General features: G+C 68.7%; 11 protein-coding genes. 8 read left to right on the top strand and 3 right to left on the bottom strand.

Annotated features, from left to right (window positions below; all coding sequences use genetic code 11):
* On the bottom strand, nucleotides 1–193 hold a 193-nt coding region (locus BST10_RS23540), incomplete at its 3' end, for a hypothetical protein (protein ID WP_207567906.1).
* 82 nt (nucleotides 194–275) lie between these two features.
* On the opposite strand from BST10_RS23540, the gene purN reads away from it, so the two are divergent.
* The 4 genes from purN to BST10_RS15120 all read left to right on the top strand — a co-directional run bounded on the left by purN (nucleotide 276) and on the right by BST10_RS15120 (nucleotide 4,883).
* Nucleotides 276–863 carry a phosphoribosylglycinamide formyltransferase gene (gene purN / locus BST10_RS15105; RefSeq protein WP_218032852.1) on the top strand — a complete coding sequence of 196 codons (588 nt, stop codon included), beginning with the start codon at nucleotides 276–278 and terminating at the stop codon, nucleotides 861–863.
* Nucleotides 860–2,425: a bifunctional phosphoribosylaminoimidazolecarboxamide formyltransferase/IMP cyclohydrolase gene (gene purH, locus BST10_RS15110; RefSeq protein ID WP_083038697.1), complete on the top strand. Its 1,566-nt coding sequence runs from the start codon at nucleotides 860–862 to the stop codon at nucleotides 2,423–2,425. The genes purN and purH overlap by 4 nt, the downstream gene beginning before the upstream one ends.
* A 91-nt stretch (nucleotides 2,426–2,516) precedes the next feature.
* The gene (locus tag BST10_RS15115; protein ID WP_083038699.1) at nucleotides 2,517–4,292 is read left to right on the top strand and encodes an N-acyl-D-amino-acid deacylase family protein; all 1,776 of its coding nucleotides are present in this window, start codon (nucleotides 2,517–2,519) and stop codon (nucleotides 4,290–4,292) included.
* Between the two features lie 3 nt (nucleotides 4,293–4,295).
* Nucleotides 4,296–4,883, top strand: a complete 588-nt coding sequence (locus BST10_RS15120; protein ID WP_083038701.1) for a TetR/AcrR family transcriptional regulator — start codon at nucleotides 4,296–4,298, stop codon at nucleotides 4,881–4,883.
* Here BST10_RS15120 and BST10_RS15125 read toward each other — a convergent pair.
* Nucleotides 4,863–5,900: an alpha/beta hydrolase gene (locus BST10_RS15125; protein WP_083038703.1), complete on the bottom strand. Its 1,038-nt coding sequence runs from the start codon at nucleotides 5,898–5,900 to the stop codon at nucleotides 4,863–4,865. The genes BST10_RS15120 and BST10_RS15125 overlap by 21 nt on opposite strands.
* Before the next feature lie 91 nt (nucleotides 5,901–5,991).
* Here BST10_RS15125 and BST10_RS15130 point away from each other — a divergent pair, with 91 nt between their 5' ends.
* Entirely contained in the window at nucleotides 5,992–7,380 is a 1,389-nt protein-coding gene (locus tag BST10_RS15130) for a sigma 54-interacting transcriptional regulator (protein WP_083038802.1), read from the top strand.
* A complete protein-coding gene (locus tag BST10_RS15135) occupies nucleotides 7,355–9,361 on the top strand; it encodes a vWA domain-containing protein (RefSeq protein WP_371869078.1) in 2,007 nt (668 codons plus the stop codon). Before BST10_RS15130 ends, BST10_RS15135 begins: the two co-directional genes overlap by 26 nt.
* On the opposite strand, the gene BST10_RS24190 is transcribed toward BST10_RS15135, so the two are convergent.
* Nucleotides 9,362–10,735, bottom strand: coding sequence for a PPE family protein, SVP subgroup (locus BST10_RS24190; RefSeq protein WP_083038707.1), 1,374 nt, complete (start codon nucleotides 10,733–10,735; stop codon nucleotides 9,362–9,364).
* 343 nt (nucleotides 10,736–11,078) lie between these two features.
* Here BST10_RS24190 and BST10_RS15145 point away from each other — a divergent pair, with 343 nt between their 5' ends.
* Together BST10_RS15145 and BST10_RS15150 are read left to right on the top strand one after the other, a co-directional pair.
* The gene (locus BST10_RS15145; protein ID WP_083038709.1) at nucleotides 11,079–12,095 is read left to right on the top strand and encodes a sensor histidine kinase; all 1,017 of its coding nucleotides are present in this window, start codon (nucleotides 11,079–11,081) and stop codon (nucleotides 12,093–12,095) included.
* Complete coding sequence (locus tag BST10_RS15150) at nucleotides 12,095–12,751, top strand: response regulator (protein WP_083038711.1); 657 nt, start codon at nucleotides 12,095–12,097, stop codon at nucleotides 12,749–12,751. Before BST10_RS15145 ends, BST10_RS15150 begins: the two co-directional genes overlap by 1 nt.
* Nucleotides 12,752–12,826 lie beyond the last annotated feature (75 nt).

A 12,826-nucleotide genomic window follows, 5' to 3' on the forward strand; every position in this document is an offset into this window, starting at 1 on the left:
CCACTACATCCTGCGATCCCTGATCCACTCCGGCCAACTTCAAGACCGGATCAACGCACTCTGAAACCGGAAGAGCCAGATAACCCACGGCATCCACCCGGCCGGGCACCCCGACGTGATCTGGGACAAAGTGGAAATCTGGACCGACGGGGTGGCCGCCGCGCTCCGGATCGCCCGGGACGAAGGCCGGCAACAGGCCTGATCGTCCGGCCGGTCTGCACGCTAGGCTCCTTCACGTGCAACCGATCCACGTGGCCCCGAACGTTCCGGCCCGGATGGTGGTGTTGGCGTCGGGGACCGGATCGTTGCTCGAGTCGCTGCTGGCCGCGGCGGTGGGTGACTACCCCGCGCGGGTGGTGGCCGTCGGGACCGATCGGGACTGCCGCGCCGTGGAAGTCGCCCGCTCGGCGGGGCTGCCGGTGTTCACCGTGCGGATGGCCGACCATCCCGACCGGGCGGCATGGGATCTGGCACTGGCGGAGGCCACCGAGGCGCACGCCCCCGATCTGGTGGTCTCGGCCGGTTTCATGAAAATCCTGGGGTCACACTTCCTCACCCGGTTTCTGGGACGCACCGTCAACACGCACCCGGCGCTGCTGCCCGCGTTCCCCGGTGCGCACGCCGTGCCCGATGCGCTGGCCTACGGGGTGAAGGTCACCGGTTGCACCGTGCATCTGGTGGACGCCGGCACCGACACCGGTCCGGTGCTCGCCCAGGAACCGGTCGCCGTGCTCGACGGCGACGACGAAGACACCCTGCACGAACGCATCAAGACAGTGGAACGCAAGCTTCTGGTGGACGTGCTGGCCGCGCTGGCGACCGGCGGCGTGACCTGGACCGGACGAAAGGCAACCATAGGATGACCGACGGCAAGCGACCGATTCGGCGGGCGCTGATCAGCGTCTACGACAAGACCGGCCTGGTCGACCTGGCCACCGGACTGCATGCCGCCGGGGTGGACATCGTCTCCACCGGGTCCACCGCGAAGACGATCGCGGCCAAGGGTATTCCGGTCACGCCGGTGGAACAGCTCACGGGTTTCCCCGAGGTGCTCGACGGTCGGGTCAAGACGTTGCACCCGCGGGTGCACGCCGGGCTGCTGGCCGACCTGCGCAAGCCCGAGCATGCCGCGGCGCTGGGCGAACTCGACATCGCTCCCTTCGAACTGGTGGTGGTCAACCTCTACCCGTTCAGCGAGACCGTGGATTCGGGTGCCGGAAGGGACGAGTGCGTCGAGCAGATCGACATCGGCGGGCCCTCGATGATCAGGGCGGCAGCCAAGAATCACCCCAGCGTGGCGGTGGTGGTCGACCCGCTCGGGTACGACGGTGTGCTGGCCGCGGTCAATGCCGGCGGATTCACCCTCGCCGAGCGGAAACGCTTGGCGTCGCTGGCATTTCGCCATACCGCCGAGTACGACGTGGCGGTGGCCGGTTGGATGTCGTCGACGCTCGCGCCTGAGGAGCCGCGTCAGCCGATGCCGGAGTGGTTCGGCCGCAGCTACCGTCGGGCGGCGCAGCTGCGCTACGGCGAGAACCCGCACCAGCAAGCCGCTCTCTTCTGTGACGGCAGCGCCTGGCCGGGCTTGGCCCAGGCCGACCAGCTGCACGGAAAAGAGATGTCCTACAACAACTTCACCGACGCCGACGCTGCCTGGCGCGCTGCATTCGACCACGAAGAGACCTGCGTGGCGATCATCAAGCACGCCAACCCGTGCGGGATCGCGATCTCGTCGGTCTCGGTGGCCGAAGCCCATCGCAAGGCGCACGAGTGCGATCCGTTGAGCGCGTTCGGCGGAGTGATCGCGGCGAACACCGAGGTCAGCGTGGAGATGGCGGAGTACGTCAGCACCATCTTCACCGAGGTCATCGTCGCGCCGGCCTATGAGTCAGGCGCCGTCGAGATCCTGGCGCGCAAGAAGAACATCCGGGTGCTGCTGGCCTCCGAACCGCTGCGCGGCGGTGTCGAGTGGCGCCAGATCAGCGGCGGACTGTTGATGCAGAGCCGTGACGGCCTCGACGCGGCGGGGGACAACCCGGTGAACTGGACCCTGGCCACCGGGTCGCCGGCCGATCCGGCGACCATGGCCGATCTGGTCTTCGCCTGGCGCTCGTGTCGCTCGGTCAAATCCAACGCCATCGTGGTCGCCGCGAACGGCGCCACCGTCGGCGTCGGGATGGGCCAGGTCAACCGGGTGGATGCGGCCCGGTTGGCCGTGGAGCGCGGCGGTGGCCGGGTGGCCGGGGCGGTGGCCGCCTCCGATGCGTTCTTCCCGTTCCCCGACGGGCTGCAGACGCTGACCGGGGCCGGCGTGAAGGCGATTGTGCACCCGGGCGGCTCCGTTCGTGACGACGAGGTGACCGCGGCGGCCGCCGAGGCCGGAATCACGCTGTATCTGACCGGGGCGCGGCACTTCGCGCACTAGCCGAATGGCCTGGGGCCCGGCCCTCGACAAACTCTTGACAAAAAGATTGTAGGCGCTCACTATCTAACTCAACCCCGAGTTAGGAGACGTCGTGGCCTACGACCTCATCATCCGCAACGGCCTGTGGTTCGACGGCCTGGGCAACGTCCCGCAGGTCCGCACGCTGGGAATCCGCGACGGCGTCGTCGCCGACATCGTGGCCGGCGACCTGGATGATGCGGGCTGCCCAGAGGTGATCGACGCGGCCGGCAAGTGGGTGGTCCCCGGGTTCATCGACGTGCACACCCACTACGACGCCGAGGTCCTGCTGGACCCGGGACTGCGCGAATCCGTGCGCCACGGCGTCACCACGGTGCTGCTGGGCAACTGCTCGCTGTCAACGGTCTACGCCGACGCCGAGGACGCCGCCGACCTGTTCAGCCGGGTGGAGGCGGTGCCGCGCAAATTCGTGTTGGATGCGCTGCAGGCCCGCAAGACCTGGTCGACACCGGCGGAGTACGTGCAAGCCCTCGACGAGTTGCCGCTCGGACCCAATATCGGCTCCATGCTCGGCCATTCGGACCTGCGGACCGCGGTGCTCGGCTTGGATCGCGCCACCACCGAGGGTGTGGTGCCGACCGATGCCGAATTGGAGAAGATGGCCGCGCTGCTCGACGACGGACTGGCAGCCGGACTGTTGGGCATGTCCGGGATGGACGCGCCAATCGACAAACTCGACGGCGACCGGTTCCGGTCGCGGGCGCTGCCGTCGACGTTCGCCACCTGGCGGGAGCGCCGGCGGCTGATCAAGGTGCTGCGCAACCGCGGCCGGATGCTGCAGAGCGCCCCCAACGTCAAGAAGCCGCTGACGGCGCTGAACTTCTTCTTGACCAGCAGCGGGATGTTCGGCCGTCGGCGCGGCGTGCGGATGAGTCTGCTGGTCTCCGCCGACGCCAAGTCATCGCCCGGCGCGGTGCGGGTCATGGGTCCGGGCACCCGGCTGCTCAACGCCGTGCTCGGCGCTAACGTGCGCTTCCAGCATCTTCCGGTGCCGTTCGAATTGTATTCCGACGGAATCGATCTTCCGGTCTTCGAGGAGTTCGGCGCCGGCACCGCCGCGCTGCACCTGCGAGACCAGTTGGAGCGCAACGCGTTGCTGGCCGACACCGAGTACCGTCGCCGCTTCCGCAAATCCTTCGACCGCAAGAAACTGGGCCCGTCGTTGTGGCACCGCGACTTCCACGACGCGACGATCGTCGAATGCCCGGATGCGAGCCTGATCGGCAAGAGCTTCGGCCAGATCGCCGACGAACGAAAACTGCACCCGCTCGATGCGTTCCTCGACGTCCTGGTGGAAAACGGTGAGCGCAACGTGCGCTGGACCACCATCGTGGCCAACCACCGCCCCAAGTACCTCGACATGCTGGCAGGAGAACCGGCCATCCACATGGGGTTCTCCGACGCCGGTGCGCACCTGCGCAACATGGCCTTCTACAACTTCTCGCTGCGACTGCTCAAGCGAGTCCGCGACGCGCAGGCGGCCGGCCGGCCGTTCCTGAGCACCGAGCGCGCGGTGTACCGGCTGACCGCCGAGGTCGCCGACTGGTTCGGATTCGACGCCGGCACACTGCGTAAGAGCGACCGCGCGGACTTCGTGGTGATCGACCCGGCCGGTCTGACCGACGCCGTCGACGGCTACCACGAGGAGCAGGTGCCGTTCTACGGCGACCTGAGCCGGATGGTTAACCGCAACGACGACGCCGTGGTGGCGACCGGCGTGGGCGGCACCGTGGTGTTCCGCAACGGCCAGTTCTGCGACGGCTACGGCACGACGGCGAAGTCCGGCCGCTTCCTGCGTGCCGGATCCCGTGCGCTGCAACCGGTCTAAGCCATGGCTCGCACCCAGCGGGAACGCCGCGAGGCCACCGTCGCGGGATTGCTCGACGCCAGCATCGCCACCATCGCCGAGGTCGGCTACGCGCGGGCGTCGGCCAAGGTGATCGCCGCGCGCGCCGGGGTCTCCGACGGGGCGTTGTTCCGTCATTTCGGCACCATGGGCGACTTCATGGCCGCCACCGCGCAGGAGGTGCTGCGCCGTCAGCTGGAGCAGTTCGACAAGCAGGTCGCCGAGATCCCCGCCGAGGTGCCGGTGCTGGAGGCGGTGTTGACGGTGCTGCGCGACCTGACCGCCAACTCCACCAATTCGGTGGTCTACGAGCTGCTGATCGCCGCGCGCACCGACGAGAAGCTACGAGCCACTCTGCAGGATGTGCTCGCCGAATACAGTGCCAAGATCGGCGAAGCCGCCCGGGTGCTGCCGGGCGCCGATGCGTTTCCGCCCGAACTCTTTCCGAACCTGGTGGCGCTGTTGACCAACACCTTCGACGGTGCGGCAATCGTGCGGGCCGTGCTGCCGCAGCCCGAGATCGAGGCGAACCGGATTCCGCTGCTGTTGGCGCTACTGGAGGGCCGTATCTGAGCGCGTCGAGTCGGCACGCGCGGATGCTGCAGGCGTCACGTAATCGACGAAGTCCGCGATCTCGGCGACCGCACGGCGAGCGTCCGGGTTGAAGTCGAAGGTCAGCTGGAACATGTGCAGCGCGCGGTCCCAGACCTGTACCCAGTTCGGCACCCCGGCGGCGGTGAGCTTGTCGGCCAGCACGAAGGTGTCGTTGCGCAGCATCTCGTTGTTGGCGACCTGCAGCAGGAATGGGCCCAGCCCGCGCAGCTCCGCTTCCGGCGGCATCACCGGCAGCTCGCGGGTGCCGTTCACGGTGGCGAAGACCCGGTAGATGAACATGAACGCCATGAACGGGAAGAACGGATCGCGGTGGGAGCGCGCGGCCTGTCGTTTGATCTCCATGTCCGACGACGTCAGCGCCGACATCAACACCTGACCGGCGGGTGCCGGCAGCCCCGCGTCGCGCGCCGTCAGCGCAGTGTTCACCGCCATCAGCCCGCCGGCCGAATCCCCCGCCACCACGATGCGGTCCGCGGTGAATCCGGCGTCGAGCACATGCCGGTAGGCGCACAGGCCGTCGGCGATGGCCTCGTCCACACCGGCCAGCGGCGCCAAGCGGTAGCCGACATTGAAAACCTTCGCGCCGGTGGCCTCCGACAGCTTGCTGGCAAAGCGGCGGTGCGAATTGAGGCCCAGCGTCACCAGTGCCGAACCGTGGAAGTAGACGATCACCCGGTCGGAGTCGCGCGCGCTCGGTGCCACCACCCACTCCGCCGGGCAGTCGGTCAGGCGCTCCGGTGTCACCTCGGTGCCCGGCAGCGCCCGGATGTAACGCATCGGTTGGTCGATGAGGTCCAGGCGGGCCCGCTGCAGTCCGGCGGGCCAGATCCGATTGATGATCATGCCGATGACCGTCAGCACGGCGATCGAGGTGCGCAGGAAGATCGCGGCGCCTACGGCCAGCAGGCGCGCCTGCCAGGAGGCCGGACCGAAGTAGGTCTGAGCCGGTCGATCCCGCCATTCCAGTGAGTTCACGGTACCCAGGGTATCGGGTATTTGGGGGCGCGATGACGTGGGACGCCGTGACGGACCCCCGCACCCGTCGTAGCGTGGAGTGGTGACCGCGCTGACTACCCCGCACGATCTGCCCACCACTCTCGGCGAACTACGTGCCGCCGGCCACCGCGAAAGGGGGGTCAAGCAGGAGATCGCCGAGAACCTGCTGGCCCGCCTCGCCGACGGTGACGATGCCGCGACCGTCTGGCCGGGCATCTTCGGCTTCGAGGACACCGTGCTGCCGCAACTGGAGCGGGCGCTGATCGCCGGCCACGACATCGTGCTGCTCGGTGAACGCGGCCAGGGCAAGACCCGGCTGCTGCGGGCGCTGACCGGCTTGCTCGACGAATGGACGCCGGTGATCGCGGGTGCCGAACTCGGTGAGCACCCGTACTCGCCGATCACCCCCGAGTCGATCCGCCGAGCCGCCGAGCTCGGCGACGCCCTGCCGGTGGCCTGGCGGCACCGCAGCGAGCGCTACACCGAGAAGCTGGCCACCCCGGACACCAGCGTGGCCGACCTGGTCGGCGACATCGACCCCATCAAGGTCGCGGAGGGGCGCAGCCTGGGTGATCCCGAGACGATCGCCTACGGGCTGATCCCCCGCGCGCACCGCGGCGTCGTCGCCGTCAACGAACTGCCCGACCTCGCCGAGCGGATCCAGGTGGCGATGCTCAACGTGATGGAGGAACGCGACATCCAGGTGCGCGGCTATACCCTGCGGTTGCCGCTGGACGTGCTGGTGGTGGCCAGCGCCAACCCGGAGGACTACACCAACCGGGGTCGCATCATCACCCCGCTCAAGGACCGCTTCGGCGCCGAGATCCGCACCCACTACCCCCTGGAACTCGACGCGGAGGTCGGGGTGATCGCCCAGGAGGCCCACTTGAGTGCGCAGGTGCCCGACTACCTGCTGGCGGTGCTGGCCCGGTTCGCCCGCTACCTGCGCGAGTCCCGCTCGGTGGATCAGCGGTCGGGGGTCTCGGCGCGGTTCGCGATCGCGGCGGCCGAGACCGTGGCCGCCTCGGCCCGACACCGAGGTGCGGTGCTGGGTGAGACCGATCCGGTGGCCCGGGTGGTCGATCTGGGCACCATCGTCGACGTGCTGCGCGGCAAGCTGGAATTCGAATCCGGTGAAGAGGGCCGCGAGCAGGCGGTGCTGGAACACCTGTTGCGCCGGGCCACCGCCGACACCGCGTCGCGTGCACTGGGCGGCATCGACGTCGGGCCGTTGGTGGCTGCGGTCGAGGACGCTGCGGTGACGACGGGGGAGCGGGTCTCGGCCAAGGCGGTGCTCGCGGCGCTACCGGATCTGCCGGTGATCGAGGCCATCGCGCAGCGGCTGGGTGCGGAGTCCGACGGCGAACGTGCCGCGGCGCTCGAATTGGCCTTGGAGGCGCTGTATCTGGCCAAGCGCATCGACAAGACCTCCGATGAGGGCGAAACCGTCTATGGCTAAAGGCCACTCCTCCCGAGCGTCGCGGTATTCGGCCTACACCGGTGGGCCGGATCCGTTGGCGCCGCCGGTCGACCTGGCTGAGGCGCTGGAGGAGATCGGCCGCGACGTGATGGAGGGCACGTCGCCACGGCGAGCTCTGCAGGAGCTGCTGCGGCGGGGCACCGAAACGATGACCGGTGCCGACCGGCTGGCCGCCGAGGCGCAGCGGCGCCGCCGGGAACTGTTGCGGCGCAACAATCTCGACGGAACCCTGGCCGACATCAAGAAGCTGCTCGACGAGGCGGTGCTGGCCGAACGCAAAGAGCTGGCCCGCGCACTCGATGACGACGCCCGGTTCGCCGAGATGCAGATCGAGGCGTTGTCGCCGTCACCGGCCAAGGCGGTGCAGGAGCTGTCCGACTACAACTGGCGCAGCAGCGAGGCCCGGGAGTCCTACGAGAAGATCCGGGATCTGCTCGGTCGCGAGATGCTCGACCAACGTTTCGCCGGCATGAAGCAGGCCCTGGAGGGCGCCACCGACGAAGACCGGCAACGGGTCACCGACATGCTCGACGACCTCAACGACCTGCTCGACAAGCACGCCCGCGGCGAGGACACCGCCCAGGACTTCCAGCAGTTCATGGAGAAGCACGGTGAGTTCTTCGGCGAGAACCCACAAAACGTCGAGGAGTTGCTCGACTCGCTGGCCCAGCGGGCCGCCGCCGCGCAGCGCTTTCGCAACAGCTTGAGCGCCGAGCAGCGCGCCGAACTGGATTCGTTGGCGGAGCAGGCATTCGGCTCGCCGGCGTTGCAGCAGGCACTGGGCCGCCTGGATTCCCACCTACAGGCGGCCCGGCCGGGCGAGGACTGGACCGGCTCGTCGGAGTTCTCCGGCAACGACCCGCTCGGGATGGGGGAGGGCGCCCAGGCGTTGAGCGACATCGCCGAACTCGAGCAGTTGGCCGAGCAACTGTCGCAGGCCTATCCGGGCGCGAGCATGGACGACGTCGACCTCGAGGCGCTGGCCCGCCAGCTCGGCGACCGGGCCGCTGTCGATGCGCGGACGCTGGCCGAGCTGGAACGCGCACTGCTCAACCAGGGGTTCCTGGATCGCAGTTCCGACGGGCAGTGGCGGCTGTCGCCCAAGGCGATGCGTCGGCTCGGCGAAACGGCGCTGCGCGATGTGGCGCGCCAACTCTCGGGGCGTCGCGGCGAACGCGACCATCGCCGGGCCGGGGCGGCCGGTGAGCTGACCGGGGCGACGAGGCCCTGGCAGTTCGGTGACACCGAGCCCTGGAACGTCACCCGCACCCTGACCAACGCGGTGCTGCGCGGAGTCGCCGAACCCGGCGGGCCCGCCGCCACCGGTCGGCTGTCGATCAGCGTCGACGACGTCGAGGTGTCCGAGACCGAGACGCGCACCCAGTCGGCCGTCGCGCTGCTGGTGGACACCTCGTTCTCGATGGTGATGGACAACCGCTGGCTGCCGATGAAGCGCACCGCGCTGGCGCTGCACCATCTGGTGAGCACCCGGTTTCGTTCGGATGCGTTGCAGATCATCGCATTCGGGCGCTACGCGCGGACCGTGACCGCCGCCGAGCTGACCGGCCTGGAGGGCGTCTACGAGCAGGGCACCAACCTGCATCATGCGCTGGCGCTGGCCGGCCGGCACCTGCGTCGGCACCCCAACGCCCAGCCGGTGGTGCTGGTGGTCACCGACGGGGAGCCGACCGCGCACCTGGAGGATTACCGCGGCGACGGTGCCTCGGTGTTCTTTGACTACCCGCCGCACCCGCGGACCATCGCCCACACCGTCAAGGGCTTCGACGACGTCGCCCGGCTCGGTGCCCAGGTGACGATCTTCCGGCTCGGCGACGACCCCGGTCTGGCCCGGTTCATCGACCAGGTGGCGCGACGGGTTCAGGGCCGGGTCGTGGTGCCCGAACTCGACGGGCTGGGCGCGGCGGTGGTGGGCGACTACCTACGGTCACGTCGCCGCTGATCATCCCCGGGACAGCAGTCGCCGCTTCTGTTCGGCGAACTCCGCCTCGGTGAGATATCCGGCGTCGTGCAGTTCGCCGAGCTCGCGGATCCCGGCTGCCAGTTCGACGACCGAGCTCGCCGGTGAATGCGCGGCGGGCGTCGCTGCGCCGGCGCCCGACTCCGCTGCCGCCGGATCCGCCGACGCTGCCGGTGCCGCCTTGCCGGCTTCCGGTGCCTTGGTCTGCTGGCCGCGGTTCTGGTTGACGGCGCCGGCCAACGCGCTGCCCCCCATACCGGCCAGCGCCATCTGACCGAAAGCCGTCCCCAATCCGGCCGGCGTTGGTGACGCGGCAGCGCTGAGCGGTGTCGAGAAGCTGGCATGACGGATCTCCGGGGCCAACTCCGCCCAGCTGATCGGCACCGAGAGCGCTCCGAGTGGGAATCCCTCGGCCAACGCAGCCACCACCGAGGCGTGGGGCACCCGAAGGTTATCGGTGCCGGGCAGCTCCGCGAAACCGCCGATCTGGCCCAGCGCCTCCAAGATGCTTCGCTGGCCGCCGCGGAGGATGTCCTGGGTGTCGAAGATCTCGCGAGAGTCCAACTCCGCGAAGTACATCGCGGCGCCCGCCAGCCAGACACCGAGGATCGACAGCGGCAGGGCGATACCGACAGCGGTCTCGTCGGCGATGATGCCCAGCCAGTCGAAGGGCCCCGTCGGCACGTCGGCCTGCGCCAGCATGGCCGGAAACTGCGAACCGGCATCGGATGAGCCCGGCAGCGCCGAGGCCAGCTTTGACGGCAGCGTCTGGGCCGTGTTGGCGGCCGAGTTGAGTCCGGCGGCCTCCGAGCCGTTGAGCGGCCCGGCCGGGTTGGCGGTGTGCGGCGGCGGCTGGAACGGCTCCATCTCGGTGGCGGTCGCCGACAGCGACGCATAGCTGTACATGGCGCTGGCGTCCTGGGCCCACATCGCGGCGTATTCGGCTTCGTTGGCGGCGATGGCCGCCGCGTTCTGGCCCAATATGTTGGTGGCCAGCAGCGTCATCAACGCAGCGCGGTTGGCCGCGATCGCCGGAGGCGGCACCACCGTGGCGAAGGTGGCCTCGTAGGCGGCAACGGCGGCCTTGGCCTGCATGCCGGTCTTCTCGGCCTGGACCGAGGTCATGTTCAACCACGACACGAACGGGGTGATCGAGGCCGCCATGGCTACGGCCGAGGGCCCCAGCCAGGGCCCGCTCGTCAGTTCGGTGACCACTGACTCGTAGGCGGTGGCTGCCAGATGGAGCTCAGTGGCCAGCCCGTCCCAGGCCGTGGCAGCACTCAGCATCGACCCCGGGCCCGCGCCCGCATACATCAGACCGGAGTTGACCTCCGGTGGTAACGCCGCGAAATCCATTTCTCAGCCCCGGGCAGGACGCGGCGTCCGGACCACGTTGTGGCCGGTGGCCGGTGGGTGCGAACCGGTAATGCGATTCATCGCCGTTGCATCCCTCCGGTTTCTGGGTCAGCTGTGTTGATGTGGGTTACTCTACGGTCTGATCCCCTCGATCTAACCCGCCCAGCGCTGACCGGTGCGCTCGACACTCCGGGGTTCCTACGCGCCGTCAATTGTCGCGCAGCCTGGGCGTAATTTCATTCTCCGAGCCGGAACCGGTCAGTCGCCATGGTGTTTGACACCCATTCGGTGTGCGCGGTAACCCGTATGGACAACCGGGTGCTGCGGAGACGATGGTGGTGGCATGCACCGGTGGACAGCGGTCGTCGACAGGTTTCGACGGCGAGCGCACCCCCCTGCGCGTGGGCTGTTTCGCCGGGTCGTGCTGATCAACGGTCTGGTCTTCACCCTGGGCACACTGGTGCTTGCCATGTCCCCGGCGAGAGTGTCGACGCGCATCCAGCTGGCCGAGATCCCGGTTCTTGTCGTCGGGCTGGCCATCGTGGTGGGCGCCAACGCACTGCTGTTGCGATCGAGCCTTGCCCCCCTGGATCGGCTCGCCGCGTCAATGCGGCGGGTCGATCCGCCCAATCCCAGTGACCGCGTCCACGACCCGGGCGCCGGCGACCTGCACCACCTCATCGAATCCTTCAACGCCATGCTGGACCGGCTGGAAACGGAGCGGGCCTCGTCGAACGCGTCGGTGCTGACCGTGCAGGAGAACGAGCGGCAGCGGATCGCCCGGGAGTTGCACGATCAGATCGGCCAAACTCTTACCGTCGCCCTGCTCACGCTCAAGCGGGCGGTGGACGCCGCGCCCGCGGAGATCCGCGGGGATCTCGGCGACGCCCAGGAAATAGTGCGTGCCAGCCTCGACGAGGTGCGCGGCATCGCCCGCCGGCTGCGCCCGGATGCGCTGGAGGATCTCGGGCTGCGCAGTGCACTGCAAGCGTTGTGCAACCAATTCACCCAGGCGACCGGCATCGACGTCGTCAAGCAGATCACCTCGCACGCCGATCAGGTGAGCCCCGACGTCAGCTTGGTCTGCTACCGCATCGCCCAGGAGGGCCTGACCAATATCGCCCGCCATTCCGGAGCGCAGAAGGCATGGCTGGATCTGCACATCGATGCCGCATCACGGCTCACGCTGCGGATCGCCGACAACGGCAAGGGCGGGGTGAGCGCTGAAGGAGCGGGGATCACCGGAATGCGGGAACGCGCCCTGCTGGTGCAGGCCACCCTGACGATCAGCTCCCCGAGCAACGAGGGAACCGAAGTCCGGCTGACGGTGCCGGTCCGACTGAGCACGGGAGGTAGGTGATGGCGCTAAAGCCGGCCCGCATCATGCTCGCCGACGACCACGCCCTGGTGCGCAGCGGGCTGCGGATGATCCTGGATGCCGAGCCGGACCTATCCGTGGTGGCCGAAGCGGCCGACGGGTCCGAGGCGCTGACGGCTCTGCAGAACACCCCGGTCGATCTGGCGATCCTTGATATCGCGATGCCGCGGATGACCGGGCTGCAGGCGGCGCGCGAGATCAACCGCAGTCATCCCCATGTCCGGGTGCTGATGCTGTCGATGCACGACAACGAGCAGTATTTCTTCGAAGCCCTCAAGGCGGGCGCATCGGGCTACGTGCTCAAGTCCGTCGCCGACCGGGACCTGCTCGAGGCCTGCCGGGCGACGATGCGCGGCGAACCGTTTCTGTACGCCGGGGCGGTGACCGCGCTGATCCGCGACTATCTGCACCGGACACGCCAGGGCGCTGATTTGCCGGACAACATCCTCACGCCGCGCGAGGAGGAGGTGCTGAAGCTGATCGCCGAAGGTTTTTCGGCGCGCGAGATCGCGAAAACACTCGGTATCAGTGCCAAGACGGTCGACCGGCATCGGACGAATACCCTGCAGAAGCTCGGCTTGCGCGACCGCTTGGCGCTCACCCGTTATGCCATCCGAGCTGGCCTGATCGAGGCCTAGCGAAACGCCGCAGGGGAGGCTGCGTGGGGGTCCGCCCCCCCGTTGAATGGGGGTTGCATTCCATGGCGCTCGACT

Source organism: Mycolicibacter algericus DSM 45454, assembly GCF_002086455.1.
In the GTDB taxonomy this organism is placed as follows: Bacteria; Actinomycetota; Actinomycetes; order Mycobacteriales; family Mycobacteriaceae; genus Mycobacterium; species Mycobacterium algericum.

Bases quoted from the DNA above. Each gene is read 5' to 3' on its own strand.
- purN (WP_218032852.1), top strand. From the start codon at position 276: ATGGTGGTGTTGGCGTCGGGGACCGGATCGTTGCTCGAGTCGCTGCTG.
- purH (WP_083038697.1), top strand. From the start codon at position 860: ATGACCGACGGCAAGCGACCGATTCGGCGGGCGCTGATCAGCGTCTAC.
- BST10_RS15120 (WP_083038701.1), top strand. From the start codon at position 4,296: ATGGCTCGCACCCAGCGGGAACGCCGCGAGGCCACCGTCGCGGGATTG.
- BST10_RS15135 (WP_371869078.1), top strand. From the start codon at position 7,355: ATGAGGGCGAAACCGTCTATGGCTAAAGGCCACTCCTCCCGAGCGTCG.
- BST10_RS24190 (WP_083038707.1), bottom strand. From the start codon at position 10,735: ATGGATTTCGCGGCGTTACCACCGGAGGTCAACTCCGGTCTGATGTAT.
- BST10_RS15145 (WP_083038709.1), top strand. From the start codon at position 11,079: ATGCACCGGTGGACAGCGGTCGTCGACAGGTTTCGACGGCGAGCGCAC.
- BST10_RS15150 (WP_083038711.1), top strand. From the start codon at position 12,095: ATGGCGCTAAAGCCGGCCCGCATCATGCTCGCCGACGACCACGCCCTG.